Genomic DNA, 23,238 nt, shown 5'->3' with positions numbered 1-23,238 from the left:
GGTTGGCGCCGACTTTAATCGGCTTATAAGGACTCAGGATAGACATTTTCGTCATAATAACCAAGAAGTGTCTGGATTTTCAGACACTCAGTGAAGGATGCGCTCGTCTCCCGGCAGCGTATCCACATGCATGGGGGCCCAGTGTCGTGGCCGGGTTCCCGGAAACTCCAGGCTCGCCCAGGGCCCGCACAGGGGCGGGGCGGCGGCCAGCCAGCTCGCCAGGGCCTGGCCCATGCTGGCCAGGAAGTCCTCACGCTCGGGAGTTTCGCCCATGAAGAAGGAAAAGCCGGCATAGAGCCCGCGGGCATAAGCTTCCCAGCCACTGTAGTGTTCCGCGGCCAGCGAGTAGGCGCGTTGCAACCTGGCGACAAACCGCTCCTGCTCGAGCCAGCCCAACTGACGTCCGGCAATCGCCAGGTCGACGGCCTGCGCCAGATCCCAGGCGATCAGGTCGATCTCATTGCAGCCATCACTGCCATCCCTCACGCGCTGCAGGCGCAGCAGATGGTTGCGTTCCTCCTCCCCGCACTCACCGCTCTCGATGATCGAGATCTCGGCGGCCAGGCGTCCCGAGTTCAGGGTGTAGGGCGCATAGTTGATCTGGTACTCCTGGCGGTCGCCCACTTCCAGTAAGTAATCAATGAACTCGATCAACCCCTCCGTGCCCTGGACACCGTAGTGCCCGTCGACCCATTCGCGGATCGAGGCACACTCACGCTCACTTTCCGGTTGCGGCAGGCTCCAGATGGCACTGTTCAAGGGACCCACCAGCGCCATGGCGGTGAAATGGGTCAAGCCCGGACGCATGCCGGGCTCCTGCCAGCCCTGCCCTCGCCAGTCGAGCCAGTGAAACAGACTACCGGGGTCGTCGCGATGCCACAGAATGAGCGTTGCCAGTGAGGCCTGCTCCGGCTCGGGCAGGACGGCCTCCCATTGCGCCCAGGCAGCCAGCAGTCGTCGCGAATCGGCATAAAACCGGCACAATGAGCCCTGAAGCGCACCGGCCAGGGCCGCCAGCTCGGATGCCTCGAACCACTCGCTGTCCATGGCCATCTGCAGATGAAAGGCAAACTTCTCGGCCATGTGAATGGTCGCGGCGTGACGGCTGGCATTGCCCAGCGCATTGCGTGCCTCGAGATCATGCTCGGCCACCGGCCCGAAGGGTGTCCGCGACGGCGGCAAGGCACCATGCGCCGCGTCGGCGGCCAACTGATTGAGGTGGTGCGCCTGGGCAGGCAACCAGTAGCGCCCCAGGGCTTGTGCTCCCTCATCGGCATGCAGATCGAGGGTCTCGGCCAGATAACCGCGGGCATCCTCGCGGCGGGCGTCGCCCAGTTGAACGGTCACTGCCTGACGCAATGCCAGCTCGGGTTCACGTATCGAGGCCAGCGCCAGGACCCAATGACTCGGATCCCGACGCAGATCGCGGATGAAGGTCCGCGAAGCGTCGATCAGCTCCGGCGACAGCAGCTCCTGCAGTTCCGGTTTCCAGGGACTCACCGGGGAATGCAGCAGGAGGCGCCAGTCGGCCTCGACGTCCGCCAGCAAGTCGCGTCCCTCGAAGAGGCTGCGGCCGCGCTGATAGGCACGGGTCAAGGCAGGCCAGTCATGATAGCGACGCAGAATCAGATCCGCGCCATGCAGCGCGAAAAGTCTGGCTTCCGACACACCCAACCAGCCGATGCAGGCGCCGGCCCAGGCCAGATCGATCAAGCGCAACCAGTCCCAGGCGGCCCATTCCAGGGGCTCCCCTTCTTCCACGAAGCCTAGCAGCACTCGTCCGAAATCCCGGTCTCGCGGGTCCAGGCCGGCATGCCAGCGCCGCCGTGCTTCGGGCGTCGCCTCGCCGAGTCGTGCTGCATCCAGATCCCAGCCCTGGCGATCCCCCTGCGAGGCCAGCCACAGCAGCACGCGGATCAGGGCGTCACGACCCTCGATCTGCCAGGACTGGGACAACCAGGCGTCCAGGCCATGCCAGTCCATCGGGTCGGGCTGCGCCTCGAGCACCGGCTGAAAGGCAGCGCGCAAGCGCCAGACCCGGGACTCGGCTTCATCCGGCCACAAGGGGGGTCCATCGCTCGGGGCATCGAGGCTGTCATTCAACACCGGCCAGGTCACCCCCTCGCCGTCATGTTCCAGGGCAGCCAGCGCCTCGCAGGCTTCGGCAAAGCCATCATCGCCCTTGACCCAGCCTTCGGCACTCCGCGCACGGCACAACGCCGACAGCCATTCATCAAGGCTTGCATGCTGCGTGCGGATCGCCTCGGCCAGGCGACGCGCCCACTGCCGGGCTCGCGGGAGCGACAGCCATGTCGCCGCACCGGCCAGCGCCACGTACTCCAGGGCCGCCAGGAGTCGTGCCGGATCCGGGTGTCGACCATCCAGGGCTTCCACCAGGCGCCAGGCAAGTTCACCACGATCGACCACGCCGAGACTGACCAGGCGCTGGCACGCCTCGTCCCGCTCGAGTGTCAGCGGGTCAGGATCAAAGGCCCAACCGCACAACACCAGTTGTTGCGCCCACCAGGCATTCAAGGGATCGACCACGGCACACCTCGCCACACATGAGGATCGGGGCCTGTCGCCTGCGCCCCGGTGAATTCGGCGACATAGTGTAACGGAAAGCAGCCCGCGAGCCGATCATCAAATCGACGATGGGGGCCGGTCGGCTTGTGCCTGCGGCCAGTGACCCCGGGTTATGCGGGCCGGCCGGAGTTGTGGCATGGTGATACGCAGGAGCATACAGCCGCTCCGGCCGCTACCCGCGGTCGGCACTCGAGGCCGCCTTGCGCTAGGCTTTGACTGTGTCAGCGACTTGTCATCGCCGTCGAACTCTGCCGATTACAGGAGATGTCCATGAACAACGCCCAACTCAACGAACTCAAGCAACGCTATGTCGCCAGTGGTGCCGCCAGTCCCGCCACGGCATTCGCCGAGCGAGCGGAGAACGCCGAAGTCTGGGACGCGGACGGCAATCGCTTCATCGACTTTGCCGGCGGCATCGGCGTGCTCAACGTCGGGCATCGCCACCCGAAAGTCGTGCAGGCGGTGAAGGACCAACTGGACAAGGTCATGCATACCTGCCAGACGGTGATGCCCTATGAAGGCTACGTGAAGGTCGCCGAGAAGCTCAGCCAGGTCACGCCGGTGCGCGGCCATCCCAAGGTCATGCTGGCCAACTCCGGTGCCGAGGCACTGGAGAATGCCGTCAAGGTGGCTCGCGCGGCGACCGGCAAGAACAACGTCATCTGCTTCGATGGCGGCTATCACGGCCGCACCTTCATGACCATGGCCATGAACGGCAAGGTCGCGCCCTACGCCACCGATTTCGGCAGCATGCCCGGTAACGTCTTCCGCGCCCCCTTCCCTGTGCCCTATCACGGCGTCAGCGAGGATGAAGCCCTGCGTGGCCTGAAGATGGCACTCAAGACCGATGCCAACCCCCAGGACACCGCGGCCATCGTGCTCGAGCCCGTGCTGGGTGAAGGCGGTTTCTACCCCGCCCCGCCGAGCTTCCTCGAAGCCATCCGCGAGATCTGCGACGAGCACGGCATCATGATGATCATCGATGAAGTGCAATCCGGCTTCGGGCGGACCGGCAAGTTGTTCGCCATCGAACACAGCGGCGTCGAGCCGGACATCATGACCATGGCCAAGAGCATGGCCGACGGCATGCCGATTTCCGCGGTGGTCGGCACCGACAAGGTCATGGATGCCTCCGGCGGCAATTCCCTGGGCGGCACCTATACCGGCAGCCCGGTATCCTGCGCCGCCACCCTGGCCGTGCTCGAGGTCTTCGAGGAAGAGAACATCCTGGGCAAGAGCCAGGCCCTGGGCGACAAGCTGGCCAGCCGCTTCGAGTCCTGGCAGAACGCCTTCGACTGCATCGACAACGCTCGCAACATGGGCGCCATGGCCGCCTTCGACATGGTCTCGGACAAGGCCAATCACACGCCGGACGCCGCTCTGGCCGGCGCCCTGTGCAAGAAGGCCCGCGAAAACGGCCTGATCCTGCTGTCATGCGGCATGTACGGCAACACCATCCGCTTCCTGATGCCGGTGACCATTCAGGACGAGGTACTGGAAGAAGGGCTCGACATCATCGAACGTTGCCTCAAGGAGCTGACCTAACAGCAGGCAGCCGTGCCGTGACGGCTTGCACACGGCAGCGTCCGGCCATTGGCCGGGCGCCCTCCGTGTATCATGAATCATTTCGATCGTCACTTGAACGCGATGTTGCGATTGACGCGAAAACGGTTGCCCGGATCCCAGCAGCGCTTGATTTCGGCGAGACGGTGGAGAGCCGGCCCAAGAGCTGCTTCGACACGCCCCTGACTTTCGTCTTCGGTCAAGAAGTTGATGTAAGTACCGCCAGTGGAAAACGCCTTCAAGTCATGCCAAGCCTCGCGGGCCCAAGCGATGTTAGGGGCGTCGTCCTCTGGGTGTTCCCAGGCACCCCCAACATTGATGATGTAACGCGCATCACGGTTGCCTACAGCCGAGTGGTCGCTCTCGAGCCCATTCAAGGCGCCCCCGAGTTGAAACAGGATCACCGACGAATGGGGCGAACGGATACGCCCGGCATGCTCGATGGCTTTGTCGCATAGCCCAGTCTCGACACCCGGAAGATATTCACTCTTCCAGTAGTAACGCCGCCCACTAGGCTGGGTGGCATCGAGTAGCTTCTGCAACTGCGAATAAGGACGGCGCACCATCACGTCACCGATGGGTTGACCAAAGGTCTTGATTGGCGCGACTGCCGCCTCACCCTCCTCTGGGCTGCCACTATGGCAAGCGAGCAACGCCACAACCGGTTTGCCATGGTATTCCTCGGGCAACCAGGGCACCTTGGGAGCTGGCCGCAGCAAGGCCACCAGGGTCAGCTCGGCAGGCGCTTGCTCGGCCAGGTGGCGATAAAGCTCCAATACCGCCGGCGCTTCACTGGCCGGCCAGACCACCAGTCCGCCTACAACCTCCGGCCCAACGGGATGCAGCTGATAGTCAAAGCCGGTCACCACGCCAAAGTTGCCACCGCCGCCACGCAGGCCCCAGAACAGGTCGGCATGCTCCTCGGTACTGGCATGCACCAGTTGGCCATCGGGCGTCACCATCTCGACGCCCAATACATTGTCGGAAGTGAAGCCCCAGCGACGACTCAGATAGCCGAAGCCACCCCCCAGGGTCAGCCCGGCGATACCGGTGGTAGAGATAAAACCCAGCACAGTGGCCAAGCCATGTACTTGGGTCTCGCGGTCCACATCACCAAGCCTACACCCCGCCTGGGCATGCGCCACGCGGTGCTCGCGATCGACCCAGACGCCACGCATAAGTGAGAGGTCAAGCATCAGTGCACCATCAGCCACCGCTAGCCCGGCGATGTTGTGGCCGCCCCCCTTGATGCATAGCAACAGGTCATGTTCACGGGCGAAACGCACCCCTGCCATCACATCAGCCACTCCCAGGCAACGCACCACCATGGCTGGCTGTTTCTCGATCATGGCATTCCATAAGCTGCAAGACTCCCAGTAGCCTGGATCCTCGGGTATCAACAACTCGCCTTGGAGTTGCATCTGCAAACCGGCAAGCGTGTCCGGCGTCAACTCGATTCCGCCCCCTGTAAGGGTTATTGCTTTGATGGTCTTCATGGTCAGCCCCCTTTCGCTACCAGCAGTCGAGGCGTATGTCCCCGTCCACGCTCGCCTAAACGGCCATGTGCAGTGGCCATGCCTTGACACCGTGTCACCCGGAACATACGGATACGTCACACTGCTAAACTTAGAGGAGTCGTCGGAAGATCGGGAATTCACAATCTGTACTGCTCCAGACAACCGAGCAACGCAGAACAATGCACCTCGCCCTCCCTCCGAGGAGACCCGCTCATGACGGATTGGGGATATAAGCAGTTCTGCCCCGTGGCCATGGCCTCTGAAGTATTGGGCACGCGCTGGACCCCGCTGATCATCCGTGAGCTCTTATGTGGCAGTCATCGCTTCAATGACCTGCGACGGGGGCTTCCGCACATCTCACCGGCGCTGCTATCGAAACGCCTGCGCGAACTTGAAGAGCAGGGGATAGTAAGCCGCCAACACGACTCCGAAAATGGCTCGCCCTTTTATCGGCTGACCGACTCAGGTGAGGCATTGCATCCAGTGATCATGGCGTTAGGCTGCTGGGGGCAGCGCTGGCTGGAGGCGCAACTCTCCATGAAGAACCTCGACCCCTCGCTGCTGATGTGGGACATGCGCCGCCACCTTGATCCCTCCCCGCTACCGCCTCGGCAGGTAACGATTCAAATTCTGTACCACGATGTGACACCACGCCACTCGAAGTGGTGGCTGGTCATCGACAAACTCGGTACAGATGGCGCCGTCGACCTCTGCAGGAAAAACCCAGGCCACGATATCGACCTCTACGTGGTCAGCGACCTGCGCAGCATGACGGCCATCTGGATGGGCCTGATGACCGTGAAAGAGGCTGTTGACAGCGGCAAGCTCCAGTTGACCGGAGCTTCTCACTTGAAGACCAGCATGCAGAACTGGCTGGGGCTGAGCCCCTTTGCCGGCGAATCCGGGCATGTCAGCAGCTGATTCCATTCAAAAAAACTGGCCGAACACACGTCGCCCGGCCAATGGCCGGGCGACGTGTTCCTAGCATAATCACTTTTCAGGTCATGCCGTGGGGGAGTCAATGCACTTTGCCGACACAGCTAAGCCTTTTTGACCTTGGCGATGACCCACAGCAGCACCACGGCACCGACGACGGCCGTAACCAGCGAGCCGATGAAGCCGCCGGAAGACAGCCCCAGCAGGCTGAACAGAAAGCCGCCGACTACGGCACCGACCACGCCGACGCCGATGTTACCCAACAGGCCAAAGCCGCCGCCGCGCATGATATTGCCGGCAATCCAGCCGGCCAGCCCGCCAATGATCAACCACACAATGATACCCATGCCACTCTCCTCTCGGATTGATGCTACCAAAATGGTGCCTTTCCACGGCCTCAGAAGGAAGACCCTGGCTGTTCGAGAAAGGCCAGTTCCTCAGGGGTCGATTCACGACCGAGGATGGCATTGCGATGCGGGTAACGCCCGAATCGCTCGATGATACCGCGATGCCGCTGCTCGAACCCGAGTTGACTTTCCAGTCCCGGCTGGGCAAAGAGCTCGACCGCCCGGTCGTGGATGGACAACGACTCGCTGTGCATGAAGGGCATGTACAGAAAGGCCCGCCGCGAGACGTCGAGCGCTCGATCCACGCCCCGGTCGATCGCTTCCTGGGCGAGAATCAGCGCCAGCGGGTCGGCAGCGAAGGCCCCGGGAGTGTCGCGATGGATGTTGCGCGAGAACTGATCCAGCACGATGATCTCGGCCAGGCGCCCCTCGGCCGAGGTTCGCCAGACGTACAGCTCGCCACGCAACGCCGCAGCCAGCACAGCGGCAAAACGCTCGGTAATGTCGGCATCCAGCGCCGGGTCCTTGCGAAACCAGTCACCGGGACCCAGGTGCCCAAACCAGTAGCCGGTTACTTCCTGTGATGTTGCCATGCAAACCTCCTCTGCCAGCCGAACGGCCTTGCCGTGTACACGGGTTCGGCGCCTTCTTTCATCATCCGCCTGAAGTCAGCTACACAATGCTAGACCAAAGGCGTATGGCATAATATACATAGCCTCCTAAACTCCCGACGTCGCCGTAAATTTACGAAACTTACCAACTTAAATTGCGCGCGACACGGCAATACACTCCGCGATCTACGGAATCTTCTGACATGCATGCCCTGACTCTCGTATCCTTCCTGTTCTTCACGGGACTGGTGGCCTTTGTGACCTGGCGCCTCACGCGACAGGATGACCACAAGAGCACCACCGGCCTCTTTCTGGCCGGACGCAGCCTCACCTTCCCGCTTATCGCCGGCTCACTGCTGATGACCAATCTGTCCACCGAGCAGATGGTCGGACTCAATGGCTCGGCGTTCAATGATGGATTGAGCGTCATGGCCTGGGAGGTCGTGGCGGTCATTGCGCTGGTACTGCTGGCGCTGTTCTTCCTGCCGCGTTTTCTACGCAGCGGTATCGCCACGGTACCCGAGCTGCTGGAGATCCGCTTCGACAAGGGCACCCAGCGCATCACTAATGTGATTTTCCTGCTTGCCTATGCCGTCATCCTGCTGCCGATCATTCTCTATTCGGGTGCCATGGGCCTGCAGGGCATGCTGGATCTCGAGGGGATGACCGGTATTCAGTCTCCCACCCTGCTGTTGTGGATGACCGTCTGGCTGGTCGGCCTGATCGGGGCTGTCTATGCTCTGTTCGGTGGCCTGCGGACCGTAGCCGTATCCGACACCCTCAACGGCATCGGCCTGCTGGTCGGCGGTTTCGTGATCGTCTACTTCGGCCTGCAGGCTGTCAGTGATGGCGGCGGCATCATGGCCGGCTGGGAGACGCTCAAACAGAGTAACCCCGACAAGCTCAACTCGATCGGCGGTGAGGATCAGCAGGTGCCCTTCTTCACGCTATTCACCGGCGTGTTCCTGATCAACGTCTTCTACTGGACGACCAACCAGCAGATCATCCAGCGAACCTTCGCTGCCAAGAACCTCGCCGAAGGCCAGAAGGGCGTGTTGCTGACCGGCTTCTTCAAGCTGCTCGGCCCGATCTATCTGGTGCTGCCGGGCATCATCGCCTATCACCTCTATGCCGACCAGGGCATCCAGGCCGACGAAGCCTATGGCCACCTGGTCTTCAATGTCCTGCCGCCCTATCTCACCGGCTTCTTCGCCGCGGTGATGGTGGGTGCCATCCTGTCATCCTTCAACTCGGCCCTGAACAGTACCACCACCATGTTCAGCCTGGGTATCTATAAAGGCGTACTCAACCCCGAGGCTAGTGAAGCCCAGGTGGTGCGCGCCAGCAAGATCTTCGGCTGGGTCATGGCCGTCATTGCCATGACCATTGCCCCGCTGCTGGCCGGCCAGGACAGCCTGTTCGGCTACCTGCAGAAGATGAATGCCATCTACTTCATCCCGATCCTGGCGGTGGTGCTGGTCGGCTTCCTGACCCGCCGTGTGCCCGCCATGGCCGCCAAGATCGCCCTGGTCGGCGGCTGCCTGATGATCTTTGCCGGCTACTTCATCCCGCCGTTCAACAAACTGCCGACGGTCATGCACGAATTCCACTTCGTGGCCTCCGTCTTCGTCCTGCTGGTCGTGGGCATGTTGATCATCGGCAAACTGCGCCCGCGTACCGAAGCCTGGACGCACGAGGACAGCGGCGCCGTCGACCTCACGCCCTGGAAGGGTGCCGTGCCCGTCGGCATAGTGCTGGTGATCCTGGTGGTCATCATGTATGCCGCCTTTGCCGGCTGACGCCGCCACCTTGCCACGGCAACCTCGACGCCCCGCCCTCCAGCGGGGCGTCGTCGTTGGGGCATTACCATGTCCTTTTCAGTGGGATATCGGTCATTGTAGACACCGGCGCCGTCCGCCAGACTCCAGAGCATGCCGTTGAGCCCAGGAGTCGCCATGCCATCCCCCTCATCCCCTGCACGTCGTGTCGCCCTGCTCGCCTATCCCGACTGTCAGGTGCTGGATATCGCCGGCCCCTGGCAGGTGTTCGCCAGTGCCAACGCCCTCGCCGGCCAGCCACTCTACGCGCTCAACCTGGTCGCCCGCTCCCCCGGGAACCTGATCACCAACGGCGGCCTGGTGATGCAGGCCGACCTCGACTGGCAAGGCCTGGCCTCCCTCGGCGCCCCGGACACCCTGTTGATCGCCGGCGGCAGCGGGGTCTTCGACGAGTGCCGTGCCGGACACCACCTCGAAGAGCTGGGCGAGATGGCACCGCGGGTCCGGCGCCTCGGCGCCATCTGCACGGGTGCCTTCCTGCTGGCCCGGGCCGGGCTGCTCGATGCGCATCGCGCCACCACCCACTGGCGTCACGCCGAAGCGTTGGCACGAGCCCATCCGCAGGTACTCGTCGAGCCCGATGCCCTCTACATCGAGGATCGCGGCCGCTATACCAGCGCCGGAGTGACCGCTGGCATCGATCTTGCCCTGTCGCTGGTCGAAGCCGATCAGGGCGCCGGCCTGGCGGGCCGCGTTGCCCGCGAACTGGTGATGTTCCTGCACCGCCCCGGTGGCCAGGCCCAGTTCAGCGAGGCGCTGTTGCATCAGCAACGCACGACCGGCCCCTTGCGCGACCTGCTCGACCGACTGCACGCCGACCCCGCCGCCGATCATGATCTCGACGGCATGGCGGCCCAAGTGTCGGTCACGCCGCGCCACCTGTCACGACTCTTCCGGCGGCATCTGGATACCACGCCAGGCGCCTACCTGACCCGCCTGCGACTGGAAGGCGCGCGCATGCAGCTGCTCGATGCCTGCCCCGCCCCATCGCTGGAACGCCTGGCCGCCCGGTGGCGCCTGGGCCGCGCCGAACAACTGCGGCGCCTCTTCCACCGGCGGTATGGCGTCTCGCCATCGGTCTATCGCCAACGCTTCGGCGCCCGATCCCACACCAGCCCCACCGAGGAGGCCCCATGCCCCTGACCGTTTCCCTGCTCTCGCTCTGCCAGGCCCTGCTGGTCAGCGGCAATATCCTGCTGATCGCCGTGTCTCCCTTGATCGGGGCCATGCTGGCACCGTCTCCCGGCTGGTCCACCGCACCGGTGGCGACCCAATGGCTGGGGCTGATGTGCGCCACCATCCCGGCGTCCTTGATCATGGCAAGGCTGGGACGCCGGCGCGGCTTCATGCTCGGCAACCTGATCGGCATCGCCGGTACCGGCCTGGCCATTGTCGCCCTGCATACCCAGCGCTTCGGCCTCTTCCTGGTGGCCACCTGGATGATCGGCATCGGCATCGGTTTCGGTCAGCTCTACCGCTTCGCCGCCGTCGAGGCGGCTCCTGCCGGCGGGCGCGACCGGGCCATCGGCCTGGTCATGGGCGGCGGCGTGGTGGCGGCCTTTTGCGGGCCCTGGCTGGCTCGGCACAGTCATGATCTGGCCGCCACCCCCTACCTCGGCAGCTTCATCGGTCTCGGCGTGCTGTATCTCGTCGCCCTGGTGCTGCTCAGCTTCGTGCGCATGCCGGCGGAGCAGCAGGGGCAGGACGACGGTCCGCAGCGCCCACTGACCGAGATCATGCGCCAGCCGGTGTTCCTGATCGCGGTCATCAGCGCCATGGTCGGTTACGGCGTCATGAACCTGGCCATGACGGCGACCCCGCTGGCCATGGCGGCGGCCGGGCATGAGTTCGACCATGTGGCCGCCACCATCCAGTGGCATGTGGTTGCCATGTTCCTGCCGTCCTTCGTCACCGGACGCCTGACCGCACGCTTCGGCGCCTCGCGCATGATCATGGCCGGCTGTCTGCTGCTGATCGCCAGCGCCCTGGTGGCGCAGTGGGAAGCCGGTCTGGCGGGGTTCCACGGCGGCTTGATACTGCTGGGCCTGGGCTGGAACTTCACCTTCCTGCCGGCCACAGGCCTGCTCACCGAGGCCCACACGGTGGCCGAGAAGGCGCGCACCCAGGCCGCCAACGAGTTCCTCGTGTTCACCACCGTCGCCCTCACCGCCCTGCTTGCCGGACCGGCGGCCTCAGCGCTCGGCTGGTCACTGCTCAACCTGGCCGTGGTCCCGCTGTGTGCTTTGCCCATCTTGCTCTTCGGGCTTGCCTTCCGCGGCCAGCGCCCACAGATTAGGGAATGATTCGGCCATCAAACGGACCCTTGAATGCCCCAGGATTTGACGCGCGACCTACACGACCTCCTCGAACGCGGCCGCGACCGCCAGCTGCGCCTGGCGGTCACCGGACTCTCACGCGCCGGCAAGACCGCCTTTCTGACGTCATTGGTCGACCAGCTTCGCCACGCCGGGCTCGAGGCTCGCCTCGACCTGCTGAGTGCCGCGCGTGAGCAGCGCCTGCTGGGGGCGCAGCGTGTTTCCCAGCAGGACCTGGGCGTGCCGCGTTTTCCCTATGACCAGGCCATGCAGTCCCTCGCCGGGGAGCCACCCGAATGGCCATCGCCGACCCGCGGCATCAGCGAGCTGCGCCTGAAAATCCGCTTTCGCCGAGCCCACGCCAACTGGTGGCGCGGCAACACGGCCGAACTCACCCTGGATCTGTTCGATTACCCGGGAGAATGGCTGCTCGACCTGCCGCTGCTGGAGCACGACTTCATCGGCTGGAGCCGTTCACAGTGCGAGGATAACGGGCCGCAACGCCAGGCCCTGTTCGCCGACTGGCAGAATGCCGTCAGCGAGCTTGCTCCCGACAGCGAGGTGGACGAGGCGCAACTGGCCGAGCTCGCCGAACGCTATGCCGAGGGGCTGCGCGGCGCCCGCGAGGCTGGCTTCTCCGACCTGCAACCGGGACGCTTCCTGCTCCCGGGCGATCTCTCCGGCGCCCCGGTGCTGCAGTTCTTTCCGTTGCCCGGTCTGGCCCAGTGGAGTGCCGAGGCGCTTGCCGCCCTGCCCGAGGAGAGCCTCTACGCCACCCTCAAGAGGCGCTTCAGCTATTACCAGCAGCACATCGTGCGCCCCTTCTATCGCGATCATTTCCGGCGCTTCGATCGCCAGATCGTGCTGATCGACGTGCTGGGGGCCCTTAATGCCGGGCCGGAGCGCTTCGAGGACCTGTCCCGCGCGCTGTCGCGACTGATGCAGAGCTTCGACTACGGTCAGCGCAGCCTGCTGTCGCGCCTGTTCACGCCGCGCATCGACCGGCTGGCAATTGCCGCCACCAAGGCCGACCATGTCACGCCCGAGCAGCACACCAGGCTGGTCGCTCTGCTCGAGGCCCTGTTGGAAGAGCCCCTCAAGGACTTGCACTATGCCAATGTGCCGGTCAAGGCGCTATCGCTGGCCTCGGTACGCGCCACCGAGGTACGTGAGGTCACCCAGCAGGGGCGCAGCATGCCGGCCCTGCGCGGCACCGACCTGGCCGGCGAATCCGTGCTGACCTTCCCCGGCGAGGTCCCGAACCGCCTGCCGGATGCCGAATTCTGGGCGCGACAGGGTTTCGACTTCACGGGCTTTCGCCCCTTGCCGAAAGAACCCGGCCCGCTGCCGCACATCCGCATGGACGCCGCGCTTGACTGGCTGATCGGAGACAAGCTGACATGAACGATGCCCCTCGCCACAACCCGGACGACCCGCGTCCCGGCATGCGCTTCACGGCCGAAACGCCGCTGCGCGATGCCGATCCACGGCCGGCACATCACTTTTCCGGCGAGGTGTCGAGCAAGGCGCTGACGCCGAGCGATACCACGGAGCCCACCACCCGGGCGGACCCTGCCGCCGCCCTGGGGCGGCCACGCAAGCGACGCTGGGGATTGCTCGGGATAATGGTCGGCACAATGGGGCTGGGAGCCGCAGAGCTGGTCAGCGGTCTGCCCACCAGCCTGGCTGGCGGCGACTGGCTGAGCGCCGGCTGGCAACTGCTCGGTCTGGGTGTCATCGGCCTCGGCGGCCTGGCCATCCTGCGCGAACTCTGGCGGCTGCGCCGGCTCGGCCGACACCATCGCCTGCGCGAGGCACTCGCCGAGCTGCCCGAGTGCTCGCCCCAGCAGGCAATGGCGCTGGCCCGACGCCTCAAGACCCAGCTCGAGCTGCATGACGATCATCCTCACTGGCAGGCCTTTCTCGAGGCGCGCCAGCCCCACCATGATGGCAATGACCTTGCGCCGCTGCTGGCCCACCACCTGCTGGGCCCGCGCGATCGCGAGGCGCGCCGGCTGATTTCGCGCATGAACGGCGAAACGGCCATCATGGTGGCAGTCAGCCCGCTGACGCTGGTGGACATGGGCCTGGTGGCCTGGCGCCACCTGGCGATGATCGACCGCTTGTGCCGCCTCTACGGGCTCGAGCTAGGCTATGCGGCCCGCGTCAGACTGCTGCGCGATGTCTTCCGGCAGATGGCCTTTGCCGGGGCCACCGAGCTGGCAAGCGATGCCGGCATGCAGATGCTTTCCATGGACCTCGCCGGCCGGCTTTCCACCCGAGCGGCCCAGGGACTGGGCGTAGGCCTGCTGGGCGCCCGCCTGGGACTGCGTACCCAGCAGCTGACCCGACCGCTGACCTTCGCGGACACCGAGCAGCCTCGCCTGAATGACCTGCGCCGCGAACTCTGGCAACAGCTGCGCCGGATCGACGACAAGGGCGCAAGCCCTCGCGAGTGACCCGGCTCGCTGGAGCCTCCACCGCTTCAGGCCAGGCGGGTATCGCTGTCGGCGGCGAAGAGCACACCGCGCCGCATGTCGACCCGCAGGTCCAGCCGCTCGCCCGGACGCACCCGACAATCGGGGCCGACCCGAGCCGTGACCTCGCCATCGCCCAGCGGCAACTGCAAGAGAATATCGGCTCCGGTGGGCTCCACCACGCTGACCCTGGCCGACAGCAGCGTGCCCTCGGCCCGATCGCCCAGCCGCGCGTCTTCCTCGGCGAAATGCTCCGGGCGCACGCCGAGAGTGAGCGTGCCGCCGACATGCTCGGCCAGCGCCGGGGTCTCGCGCTCCGCCGGCCAGGGCAGGACGAGCTCCTCCTCGCCGTCGGTGATGACATGCAGCCGGTAATCACCGGCCTGCCCTTGCAGGGTCGCGTCGATGAAATTCATCGAGGGGGAGCCCATGAAGCCGGCGACATACTTGTCAACCGGATTATTGTAGACCTCATCCGGCGTACCCAGCTGCAGAATGCGTCCTTCACGCATCACGGCGATGCTGTCAGCCAGCGTCATGGCCTCGATCTGGTCATGGGTCACATAGACGATGGTGGTGCCCAGCCGTTGGTGCAGTTTCTTGATCTCGGTGCGCATCTCGACGCGCAACTTGGCGTCCAGATTGGAGAGCGGCTCATCGAATAGATAGATCTGAGGCTCTCTCGCCAGGGCACGCCCCATGGCAACGCGCTGGCGCTGCCCGCCGGAGAGCTGTGCCGGCTTGCGCTCCAGCAAGTGCGAGATCTGCAACAGGTCGGCGACCCGCTCCACGGCGGCTTCGCGCTCGGCCTTGGGGACCTTGCGCATTTCCAGGCCGAAGGCGATATTGCCGCGCACGCTCATGCTGGGATACAGCGCATAGGACTGAAAGACCATGGCGATATCGCGCTCGGCCGGCGTGCGCCAGGTGATATCCTCGCCGCCCACCAGGATGCGACCCGAGGTCACCGGCTCCAGGCCGGCGATGGCATTCATCAGGGTTGACTTGCCGCACCCCGAGGGGCCCACCAGGATCAGGAACTCCCCGGAGTCGATGGCCAGGCTGACCTCCTCGAGCACCCGGGTCGTACCGAAATCCTTGCAGACATTGTCGATTTCCAGAGCTGACATGGCGAATTACCTCGCGTTGTTATCCTTTTACCGAACCGGCGGTGAGCCCGCGGACGAAATACTTGCCGGCCAGCACATAGACCACCAGGGTCGGCAGCGCGGCGATCATCGCGGCGGCCATGTCGACGTTGTACTCCTTCACCCCGGTAGAGGTGTTGACCAGGTTGTTGAGCGCCACGGTGACTGGCTGAGCGCCATATCCGGAGAACGCCACCCCGAAAAGGAAGTCATTCCAGATCTGGGTGAACTGCCAGATCACCGAGACCACGATGATCGGCTTGGAAACCGGCAACAGGATCCGCCAGAAGATGCGGAAAAAACCGGCGCCGTCAAGCTTGGCCGCGGATACCAGCTCATCGGGGATCGATACATAGAAGTTGCGGAAGAACAGTGTGGTAAAGGCAATGCCGAATACCACGTGCACGAATATCAGGCCGGCTCGTGAGCTCGAAAGCCCCAGCCAGCCCAACGTCTGCGCCATGGGCAGCAGGATGACCTGAAACGGAATGAAGCAACCGAACAACATCATGCCGAACAGCAGCTCGGCCCCCTTGAAGCGCCACTTGGTCAATGCGTAGCCATTCAAGGCACCAATCAGGGTGGCGATCACCACGGCGGGGATCACGATGGCGAAGGAATTCCAGAAATAGCCACTCATACCCTCGCACCGCATACCGGTGCAGGCCGAGCCCCAGGCCTTCAGCCAGGGCGCCAGCGTAGGGTTCTCGGGCAATGCCAGCAGGCTGCCGGCGCCGATCTCTTCGAGTGGCTTGATGGAGGTCAGCACCATCACCGCCAGCGGCAGCAGATACCACAGCGCCGCCAGCAGCAGCGTGGCATGCAGCAACAGGCGCCAGACACGCGCCATCGGCGTCCTGGAGCGGATCACACTATCCATGGCGACGGCTCCGCAATTCCGAATACAAATAAGGCACCAGAATGGCCAATACACCGCCCAGCATCAGGATGGCACTGGCCGAGCCCAGGCCGACTTGAGACCGCGAAAAAGCATGGGCATACATGAAGGTCGCCGGCAGGTCCGAGGAGTACCCCGGCCCACCGCCGGTCAGCGCCACCACCAGGTCGAAGCTCTTGATAGCAATGTGCGACAGGATCATCACCGCACTGAACACAACCGGCCGCAGACAGGGCATCACGACTCGCCAGTAGACCCGCGGTAGACTGGCCCCATCGAGCTGGGCGGCCTTGAGGATGCTGTCGTCGATGCTCCGCAATCCGGCCAGGAAAAGCGCCATGACGAAGCCCGAGGCTTGCCACACCGCAGCGATGACCAGGGTATAGACGGCCATGTCCGGGTCCACCAGCCAGTCGAAGTCGAACGACTCGAAGCCCCAGCCGCGTACCATGGCCTGGATGCCGAGACCGGGATTGAGCAGCCATTTCCACACCACCCCGGTCACGATGAACGACAGGGCCATGGGGTAAAGATACAGGGTGCGCAAGACGTTCTCGCGGCGAATGCGCTGGTCGAGCAGGATCGCCAGGCCCGCGCCCAGTACCAGACAAAGGCCGACGAAGAGCCCCCCGAACACACCGAGGTTGGTAGCCGCCACCCACCAGCGTTCGTTGTTCATCAGTCGCGCATACTGCGCGAAGCCGATGAAGTCATAGCTCGGCAGCATGCGCGAACTGGTCAGGGAAAGAACAAAAGTCCACAGCATGAAGCCATAGATGAAGCACAGCGTGATCACCACTGACGGCGCCAGCACCAGTTTGGGCAACCAGGCCTGGAGATGACCCGCCATGCTGGGACGCGTGTGTGTTGCGTCCCCGGGAGTCGATACAGGTTTCATGGATCTACCTCAGGCTCGAGAGAAGCATGGTGCCCGCATCAGCGGGCGCCATACGGTCATTCACATGGCCAGCTTGGCGGCCTGCGCCAGTCGCTCGGCAGCCTGCTCGGCGGCCATATCGCTCGAGTTGAAGTAGTTGGTGATGATGTCGAAGAAGGCACCCTGCACATCGCTACGCATGGCCATGCGGTGCGCCATGCTGGGGACCAGGGTGTTAGCGTCACGCGCCGCCTGGAAGTCTTGCATGGACCGTTTGGCACAGCTGTCGAAACCGCTCATGTCGAGATCGGGACGCGCCGGAATGGATCCCTTGATCTGATTGAAGGTCTTCTGGAACTCCGGCTCGAGAATCAGGCGAGCCAGGGTCTTCTGCGCCTCGCGCGCTTCCTCATCGCCAAGCTGGAACATGGCGAAACTGTCGATATTGAAGGTAAAGGCGTCCTTGGTGCCCGGTACCGGTGCGCAGACATAGTCCTCGCCGGCCTTCATGCCGGCGGCGGTGAATTCACCCTTGGCCCAGTCGCCCATGATCTGCATGGCGGCCTCGCCATCGATCACCATGCCCGTGGCCAGGTTCCAGTCACGCCCCGGCATGCCCTCGTCCATCAGCTTGCGCAGGCGCTTGAAGGTCGTCAGAGCCTCGATCATGGTGTCGCTCTGCAGGGTCTTTTCATCGAGATCGACGAAGGCACGGCGATAGAAATCACTGCCGCCGAGACTCAGCACCACGCTCTCGAAGATGGTCGCATCCTGCCAGGGTTGACCGCCGTGAGCCAAGGGCACATAGCCAGCATCGCGCAGGGTCTCGCCGGCGGCGAAAAGTTCATCCCAGGTGGTCGGCATCTCGACACCGGCGTCTTCCAGTACCTCGGGGTTGGCCCACAGCCAGTTGACGCGGTGCACATTCACCGGCACCGCGACGTAATGGCCGTCATGACGCATCATGTTCGACACCACCTCGGGCAGCAATTCGTCCCAGTTGCCCGCTTCGGCCACGCCGTCGAGATTGCCGAGCAGCCCCAGCTCCCCCCACTCCTGAATCGAGGGGCCATTGATCTGTGCGGCGGCGGGCGGATTGCCTGACATGGCGCGTGATTTGAGCACCGTCATGGCACTGTCTCCGGCGCCTCCGGCCACGGCGAAGTCCTTCCATTCATGGCCCTCCGCCTCGAGCAGGTCACGCAGCTCGCCGACTGCCTTGGCCTCGCCACCGGATGTCCACCAGTGCAGAACTTCCACTTCACCGGCTTGGGCCTGCCCCGCGGCGCCCAGGGCACCTGCCATGGCCAGGCCCAGTAATGTCTTGCGAAGTGGTGAAAACGTCGTGAATGCGCGCATGATGACGGCTCCTGAAGTGTTGTGGTTATCGTCTTCATCATCCAGATACGCCGCCTGTGGCGGCTCATGACACGCTAACGCACTTCAGGGTCCGGGCGGGGTTACCAAGTACTGGGTAGTATTGCCGGACCCTTGCAATGTCGAAACAATGTTTCAGGCCAGTAACATCATTTCTCGTCTTCAAGTCCCAAGCCATGGCAGACAGGGAGAACCGGCCCGGGGCTGATCCGTCGACAAGCCTGCGAGGAGGCGCTGTGAATACCTCCCTGTACGCTACCGACGCCATTCGTGGCGCCGGACCTCCTCTTCGGCTTGTCCCCGGCGCCCCTGGTTGTATGGTCCTGCCGTCAAGGTCGCCATGGCATCCTGACAGGCCCCCATGGTGTGATAGTCGACCTTGCCCGCCGGGCTCTTGAGATCCGAATAGCGGCGATTGTCGGCATCGAGGATGCGGTACCAGGCGCCATGGCGATGGTCGATCATGTGCTGCCAGCTGAACGCCCAGAGCCGCCGATACCAGTCCCAGTAAAGGTCCCGGCCGGTGCGTTGGCCCAGCATGGCCGCCGCCGCGAAGCTCTCGGCCTGCACCCAGAAATACTTGTCGGGATCACTGATCCGGCCCTCCAGGTCGAGCCCGTAGACAAGCCCGCCGGTCTCGGGGTGCCAGCCGGCCGCCACGCTGCTCGAGAATAACCGTTCGGCGGTGGGCAGCAACCAGTCTTCCGGCCGATGGCGTTCGAGCATCAGCAGCAACTTGGCCCACTCGGTCTGGTGACCCACCTGGTAGCCCCAGGGGCGAAACAGGTGGCTCGGGTCATCGCGGTTATAGTCCAGGTCGCGTTGCCAGTCGGCATCATAGTGTTCCCAGATCCAGCCATGCTCATGGTCACGGTTGGCACCGACGACAGCTCGGGCGATGGTCATCGCCTGCTCCACGAAGGCCGTGTCGCCAGTGGCCTCATGGGCCGAAATCAAGGCCTCGCAGGCATGCATGTTGGCGTTCTGGCCACGATAGTCGGAGACTTGCCAGTGTCGATCGGCTTCATCGGCGAAACGCCCGTGCTGCGCTTCCCAGAAGCGCCGCTGGAGCATGTCGTGAGTCATATAAAGCCCCTGCCGGGCCCCTGGCACATCGGCCTTGAGCGCTTCGGCATAGGCCAGCAGCACGAAGGCCAGCCCGTAGCAGTGGTTGGTGTCGTCCTCCACCTCGCCGTTCAACAGGGTCCAGGCATAGCCCTGGTACTCCGGCTGAAAATGATGCGCTTCCAGGTAGTCCAGCCCGTGTCGCGCCCATTGCCGATACTCTTCCTCTCCACTGTGGCGAGCAAAGCGCGCATAAGTCACTACATAGCGAGTACTCGATACCAGGTGGCGATGCCGGCGATCCACGATCTCGCCATCATCACGCAGGTAGTGAAAGAAGCCCCCTTGGGGGTCGATGGCGCGGGGGTGATAGAACGCCATGGTGTGGCGTACATGGGCATCGAGAAAGTCGGGATCGAAGATGTTCAAGAGACTAGCTCCCTCCAGATGGTGGCTCGGAACCGGGGTACATGCCTGAACCACTTTAAGGCGCCGCGGCGCTGCCGCCATCTTTCCTGATATTGCAAAGTGTTACACGGCGGCGTCATCGTCCCGCGGCAGTGTCAGTGTCACCACCAGCCCTTCACGGGCATGATTGTTCAGCATCAGTTGCCCGCCATGGGCCTGGATGATGTGCCGGGCGATACCCAGCCCCAGCCCGCTGCCGCCGGTATGCCGGCTCCGCGATGGTTCCAGGCGCACAAAGGGCGCGAAGACTCTGTCGTGCTGGTCCGCTGCGATACCGGGGCCATGATCGCGGATTACCACCCGCAGAAAGTCGTCGGAGTCCTCCAGCTGGACCTCCGCTCGCTGGCCATAGAAGACCGCATTTTCCAGCAGATTGGCCAGGCAGCGTTTGAACGCCAGAGGCTTGACCGCTATCGGTTCGCCGTGACCGGCAATGTCGATGTCGCCGCCCTGCAAGGCCAGTTCCTCGGCCAGCCCCTCGAGTAACCGCCGCGGCTCGATAGACTCCACGTCTTCGTGCATGTCGAGGCCCTTGACCGAGTCGAGGGCGCCCCTGACCAATTGATCCAGCTCATCCAGGGAGTGGGTAAAACGCTCGCGCAATTTTGGATCCTCGAGCATCTCGGCACGCAGACGCAATCGGGTGATGGGCGTCTTGAGATCATGGGAGATCGCCGAGAAGAGCCGCTCGCGTTCTTCCACCTGATGCTGGATACGCTGCTGCATGCGATTGAAGGCGACGGCGGTAGCAGCCACCTCCTGCGGGCCGCCCTCGCTCAGCGGCGGGCTGTCCAGATCATGGCCCAGCCGCCGAGCGGCTCGCGACAATCGCGCCAGAGTGCGGGTTGCACTGCGAATGCCCAGCCAGGACAGGCCGATGACGGTCAGCAACACCATCAACACCACGAACAGCCGATCACTGGACAGCCAATCACCATCCTGGAAGACGTCTGGCATCGGCAACAGCGTCGCTACATAAAGCCATTGCTGGCCCTCCAGCGGCAGCTGAACCACCAGGATGGGTTGCGACATGGGTGCGCTCATCAGGCTGTGTTGCCCCCAGCGCGGCGGCATGTCCTGCAGTAGCACCTCATTGTCGAGCAGGCGCAGTGTCACCGGGTCGGAAAACTCGACGACCGCATTGGAGATGCCCAGCTCCCTGTTCAGCACCGCACCGAAGGTATCGACCACCAGCGCCTTGCCCGGCCCATCGCCGATATCCGCCACCGGAATCCGGTGGTCATTGACGCTGACGAAAAAGCGCGTGCCGCCCATGTCGCGTAACTGATCGAGCACGATATGGCGGTAGTCATACGGCAGAGAGCGAAAGAAGCGCACCGTGGAGGCTACGCTATAGGCGATGTTGCTCGACAGTTCATCGAGCCGCGCGAGCTGTTCGTCCCGGGCCTGGACCGTCCAGATGGCATAGCTGGCCAACTGAGCACCCAGTACCCCGGTTACCATGATCAGCAGGAAGCGGCCGCGCAGGGAACGTGGCAACAGGCTTGCCAGTGAGCGGCGCCACTGCCGCCAGTCGACTCGCTTCACGCGACGGGATCCACCCGCGTGGCCAGCACATAGCCCATGCCACGCACGGTGCGAATCAGCTGCGAGTGTTGAGCGTCCTCGCCAAGCCGCTGACGCAAGCGGCAGACATGCACATCGATAGAGCGGTCCAGGGGTGGTGCCGGGCGGCCTCGGGTCAGGTCGAACAGGGCATCCCGCGAGAGCACTTGTTCGGCATGCTCGAGGAAGACCTGCAACAAGGCGAAATCGGCCCCGGAAAGCGCGCTGCGCTGCCCTGCCCCGTCGATCAGCTCGCGGGTGACACGATCCAGTTGCCAGCCACCGAACGCCACGATGCGCGTCATGCCCGCGCCGCTGGTCTCCCCATCACGCGGCCGGCAGCGACGCAGTACCGCCTTGACCCTGGCGAGCAGCTCACGCGGATTGAAGGGCTTGGCGACATAATCATCGGCCCCCAGCTCCAGGCCGAGGATTCGATCGGTCTCGTCGGGGCTGGCGGTCAGCATGATCAAGGGGAGGTCACTGTCCCGCCGGATTTCGCGGCAAATGGCAAAGCCGTCATCGCCAGGGAGCATGAGATCGACGATCAGCAGATCCGGCTGCTCGGTGGCAAGCAGCGCGCGCAGGGCAGCGGCGTCCTCGGCCACCCGGGCACGATAGCCGTGCCGGGTCAGGTAGTCGGCGAGCAGTTCGCGAATCTCCGGGTCATCATCGACCACGAAGAGAGTGGTGGCGGGGGTCGTCATGAGTGGCTGTCACCCGTCTGCAGGGAAGTCGTCCCATCCTGGCCGAGGGTCATGCCACCTACTCTAGGCGTGCGACAGGACGCTGACGATACCACCAAGGTGGCACCCTGCCCCGGGCTCACAGGGCGAAGCGTTCCATCAGATGACGCGCCACCGCAGCCTGGTCGTGGGAACCGATCCGCATGGCATCGGGCACGGCATCCATCAGGGCCGGATGCGCATTGGCCAAGGCATGGGCTTCACCGGCCAGCTCGAGCATCTCGATGTCGTTGAGATTGTCGCCGAAGGCCAGGCAGCGTTCTACCGGGATGTCCAGTTGCGCCAGCAAGGCATTCAGGGCCGTGCCCTTGTTGACCCCAGTCGCCATGATCTCCAGCGAGTTCTCCAGCGAATAGGTAATATGCAGCGACTCACCGGCAAGCTGGCGTATCTCGCCCTCGAGGACACCGAGGGCCTCCGGCTCACCGATATACAGCACCTTGCCGACTCCCTCTCCGTCCAGGGCGTGCAGGTCGGCGACACGATAGCCAAACCCCGTATGCGCATGCAGGGCCAGTAACTCGGGCGCCGCCGCATCGATCAGCCACTCATCCCCGTGATACAGATTGAGCCGCACCCTGTCCGGGCGCGGCAGGCGAATCAGCTCGCGTGTCAGCGCTGCCGGCAAGGGACGGGCGTCCAGCAGGGCGTCGTCCGGTGCATGGGTATAGGCCCCGTTGGTACTGATGATGTGCGCCTCGATCCCCAACTGATCACGAAACGCCAGGATGTCGCGATAGTGCCGCCCCGAAGCCAGCACGATGCGATGCCCACGCGCGGCGAGCGTGCGAAAGGTGTCGATTGTCACCCCGGCCAAGGCGTGGTCGGCACCCAGCAGGGTGCCGTCGAGATCCGTCACGATCAGATGGGGCGACATGCGGTGTCCTCACAGGTTGAATGAGC

Annotated in this window: 19 protein-coding genes; 7 read left to right on the top strand and 12 right to left on the bottom strand. The window is 64.0% G+C overall.

Annotated features, from left to right (window positions below; translation table 11 throughout):
- Positions 1–87: 87 nt before the first annotated feature.
- Positions 88–2,547, bottom strand: a complete 2,460-nt coding sequence (locus HHA01_RS03500; RefSeq protein WP_141317770.1) for a DUF1266 domain-containing protein — start codon at positions 2,545–2,547, stop codon at positions 88–90.
- A 309-nt stretch (positions 2,548–2,856) separates the two neighbouring features.
- On the opposite strand from HHA01_RS03500, the gene gabT reads away from it, so the two are divergent.
- Complete coding sequence (gabT, locus tag HHA01_RS03495) at positions 2,857–4,131, top strand: 4-aminobutyrate--2-oxoglutarate transaminase (RefSeq protein WP_141317768.1); 1,275 nt, start codon at positions 2,857–2,859, stop codon at positions 4,129–4,131.
- A gap of 89 nt (positions 4,132–4,220) precedes the next feature.
- On the opposite strand, the gene HHA01_RS03490 is transcribed toward gabT, so the two are convergent.
- On the bottom strand, positions 4,221–5,645 hold the full coding sequence (locus HHA01_RS03490; protein WP_170214826.1) for an FAD-binding oxidoreductase: 1,425 nt from the start codon (positions 5,643–5,645) through the stop codon (positions 4,221–4,223).
- A gap of 273 nt (positions 5,646–5,918) precedes the next feature.
- On the opposite strand from HHA01_RS03490, the gene HHA01_RS03485 reads away from it, so the two are divergent.
- Complete coding sequence (locus HHA01_RS03485) at positions 5,919–6,587, top strand: winged helix-turn-helix transcriptional regulator (RefSeq protein ID WP_246053803.1); 669 nt, start codon at positions 5,919–5,921, stop codon at positions 6,585–6,587.
- Between the two features lie 119 nt (positions 6,588–6,706).
- Here HHA01_RS03485 and HHA01_RS03480 read toward each other — a convergent pair whose 3' ends face one another.
- Positions 6,707–6,949 carry a GlsB/YeaQ/YmgE family stress response membrane protein gene (locus tag HHA01_RS03480; RefSeq protein ID WP_141317764.1) on the bottom strand — a complete coding sequence of 81 codons (243 nt, stop codon included), beginning with the start codon at positions 6,947–6,949 and terminating at the stop codon, positions 6,707–6,709.
- A 50-nt stretch (positions 6,950–6,999) separates the two neighbouring features.
- Positions 7,000–7,542, bottom strand: coding sequence for a DUF924 family protein (locus tag HHA01_RS03475; protein ID WP_141317762.1), 543 nt, complete (start codon positions 7,540–7,542; stop codon positions 7,000–7,002).
- 221 nt (positions 7,543–7,763) lie between these two features.
- Between HHA01_RS03475 and HHA01_RS03470 the strand changes: the two genes are divergently transcribed.
- The 5 genes from HHA01_RS03470 (at position 7,764) to HHA01_RS03450 (ending at position 14,172) form a co-directional block, all read left to right on the top strand.
- Complete coding sequence (locus HHA01_RS03470; RefSeq protein WP_141317760.1) at positions 7,764–9,359, top strand: solute:sodium symporter family transporter; 1,596 nt, start codon at positions 7,764–7,766, stop codon at positions 9,357–9,359.
- Between the two features lie 156 nt (positions 9,360–9,515).
- Entirely contained in the window at positions 9,516–10,541 is a 1,026-nt protein-coding gene (locus tag HHA01_RS03465) for a GlxA family transcriptional regulator (protein WP_141317758.1), read from the top strand.
- Complete coding sequence (locus HHA01_RS03460; RefSeq protein WP_141317756.1) at positions 10,532–11,701, top strand: MFS transporter; 1,170 nt, start codon at positions 10,532–10,534, stop codon at positions 11,699–11,701. The genes HHA01_RS03465 and HHA01_RS03460 overlap by 10 nt, the downstream gene beginning before the upstream one ends.
- Positions 11,702–11,725: 24 nt before the next feature.
- Positions 11,726–13,117, top strand: a complete 1,392-nt coding sequence (locus HHA01_RS03455) for a YcjX family GTP-binding protein (RefSeq protein WP_141317754.1) — start codon at positions 11,726–11,728, stop codon at positions 13,115–13,117.
- Positions 13,114–14,172 carry a TIGR01620 family protein gene (locus HHA01_RS03450; protein ID WP_141317747.1) on the top strand — a complete coding sequence of 353 codons (1,059 nt, stop codon included), beginning with the start codon at positions 13,114–13,116 and terminating at the stop codon, positions 14,170–14,172. Before HHA01_RS03455 ends, HHA01_RS03450 begins: the two co-directional genes overlap by 4 nt.
- 26 nt (positions 14,173–14,198) lie before the next feature.
- On the opposite strand, the gene HHA01_RS03445 is transcribed toward HHA01_RS03450, so the two are convergent.
- From HHA01_RS03445 to HHA01_RS03410, 8 genes are all read right to left on the bottom strand, one after another.
- The gene (locus HHA01_RS03445) at positions 14,199–15,320 is read right to left on the bottom strand and encodes an ABC transporter ATP-binding protein (RefSeq protein ID WP_141317745.1); all 1,122 of its coding nucleotides are present in this window, start codon (positions 15,318–15,320) and stop codon (positions 14,199–14,201) included.
- 19 nt (positions 15,321–15,339) lie between these two features.
- Positions 15,340–16,218, bottom strand: coding sequence for a carbohydrate ABC transporter permease (locus HHA01_RS03440; RefSeq protein ID WP_141317743.1), 879 nt, complete (start codon positions 16,216–16,218; stop codon positions 15,340–15,342).
- The gene (locus tag HHA01_RS03435; protein WP_141317741.1) at positions 16,211–17,134 is read right to left on the bottom strand and encodes a carbohydrate ABC transporter permease; all 924 of its coding nucleotides are present in this window, start codon (positions 17,132–17,134) and stop codon (positions 16,211–16,213) included. Before HHA01_RS03435 ends, HHA01_RS03440 begins: the two co-directional genes overlap by 8 nt.
- Before the next feature lie 60 nt (positions 17,135–17,194).
- A complete protein-coding gene (locus tag HHA01_RS03430) occupies positions 17,195–18,472 on the bottom strand; it encodes an ABC transporter substrate-binding protein (protein ID WP_141317739.1) in 1,278 nt (425 codons plus the stop codon).
- A 273-nt stretch (positions 18,473–18,745) separates the two neighbouring features.
- Positions 18,746–19,984 carry an AGE family epimerase/isomerase gene (locus HHA01_RS03425; RefSeq protein WP_218023779.1) on the bottom strand — a complete coding sequence of 413 codons (1,239 nt, stop codon included), beginning with the start codon at positions 19,982–19,984 and terminating at the stop codon, positions 18,746–18,748.
- A 102-nt stretch (positions 19,985–20,086) separates the two neighbouring features.
- On the bottom strand, positions 20,087–21,571 hold the full coding sequence (locus HHA01_RS03420; RefSeq protein ID WP_141317735.1) for an ATP-binding protein: 1,485 nt from the start codon (positions 21,569–21,571) through the stop codon (positions 20,087–20,089).
- On the bottom strand, positions 21,568–22,296 hold the full coding sequence (locus HHA01_RS03415; protein WP_141317733.1) for a response regulator: 729 nt from the start codon (positions 22,294–22,296) through the stop codon (positions 21,568–21,570). Before HHA01_RS03415 ends, HHA01_RS03420 begins: the two co-directional genes overlap by 4 nt.
- Positions 22,297–22,414: 118 nt before the next feature.
- A complete protein-coding gene (locus tag HHA01_RS03410; RefSeq protein ID WP_141317731.1) occupies positions 22,415–23,212 on the bottom strand; it encodes an HAD family hydrolase in 798 nt (265 codons plus the stop codon).
- Positions 23,213–23,238: the final 26 nt, after the last annotated feature.

Source organism: Halomonas halmophila (genome assembly GCF_006540005.1).
In the GTDB taxonomy this organism is placed as follows: Bacteria; Pseudomonadota; Gammaproteobacteria; order Pseudomonadales; family Halomonadaceae; genus Halomonas; species Halomonas halmophila.
Note: the sequence above shows the minus strand (reverse complement) of the source record. Positions and strands in the feature narration are given on the sequence as shown.

Bases quoted from the DNA above. Each gene is read 5' to 3' on its own strand.
- HHA01_RS03415 (WP_141317733.1), bottom strand. From the start codon at position 22,296: ATGACGACCCCCGCCACCACTCTCTTCGTGGTCGATGATGACCCGGAG.
- HHA01_RS03430 (WP_141317739.1), bottom strand. From the start codon at position 18,472: ATGCGCGCATTCACGACGTTTTCACCACTTCGCAAGACATTACTGGGC.
- HHA01_RS03435 (WP_141317741.1), bottom strand. From the start codon at position 17,134: ATGAAACCTGTATCGACTCCCGGGGACGCAACACACACGCGTCCCAGC.
- HHA01_RS03460 (WP_141317756.1), top strand. From the start codon at position 10,532: ATGCCCCTGACCGTTTCCCTGCTCTCGCTCTGCCAGGCCCTGCTGGTC.
- HHA01_RS03475 (WP_141317762.1), bottom strand. From the start codon at position 7,542: ATGGCAACATCACAGGAAGTAACCGGCTACTGGTTTGGGCACCTGGGT.
- HHA01_RS03485 (WP_246053803.1), top strand. From the start codon at position 5,919: ATGGCCTCTGAAGTATTGGGCACGCGCTGGACCCCGCTGATCATCCGT.
- gabT (WP_141317768.1), top strand. From the start codon at position 2,857: ATGAACAACGCCCAACTCAACGAACTCAAGCAACGCTATGTCGCCAGT.
- HHA01_RS03490 (WP_170214826.1), bottom strand. From the start codon at position 5,645: ATGAAGACCATCAAAGCAATAACCCTTACAGGGGGCGGAATCGAGTTG.
- HHA01_RS03445 (WP_141317745.1), bottom strand. From the start codon at position 15,320: ATGTCAGCTCTGGAAATCGACAATGTCTGCAAGGATTTCGGTACGACC.
- HHA01_RS03470 (WP_141317760.1), top strand. From the start codon at position 7,764: ATGCATGCCCTGACTCTCGTATCCTTCCTGTTCTTCACGGGACTGGTG.
- HHA01_RS03450 (WP_141317747.1), top strand. From the start codon at position 13,114: ATGAACGATGCCCCTCGCCACAACCCGGACGACCCGCGTCCCGGCATG.
- HHA01_RS03465 (WP_141317758.1), top strand. From the start codon at position 9,516: ATGCCATCCCCCTCATCCCCTGCACGTCGTGTCGCCCTGCTCGCCTAT.
- HHA01_RS03480 (WP_141317764.1), bottom strand. From the start codon at position 6,949: ATGGGTATCATTGTGTGGTTGATCATTGGCGGGCTGGCCGGCTGGATT.
- HHA01_RS03440 (WP_141317743.1), bottom strand. From the start codon at position 16,218: ATGGATAGTGTGATCCGCTCCAGGACGCCGATGGCGCGTGTCTGGCGC.
- HHA01_RS03455 (WP_141317754.1), top strand. From the start codon at position 11,726: ATGCCCCAGGATTTGACGCGCGACCTACACGACCTCCTCGAACGCGGC.
- HHA01_RS03410 (WP_141317731.1), bottom strand. From the start codon at position 23,212: ATGTCGCCCCATCTGATCGTGACGGATCTCGACGGCACCCTGCTGGGT.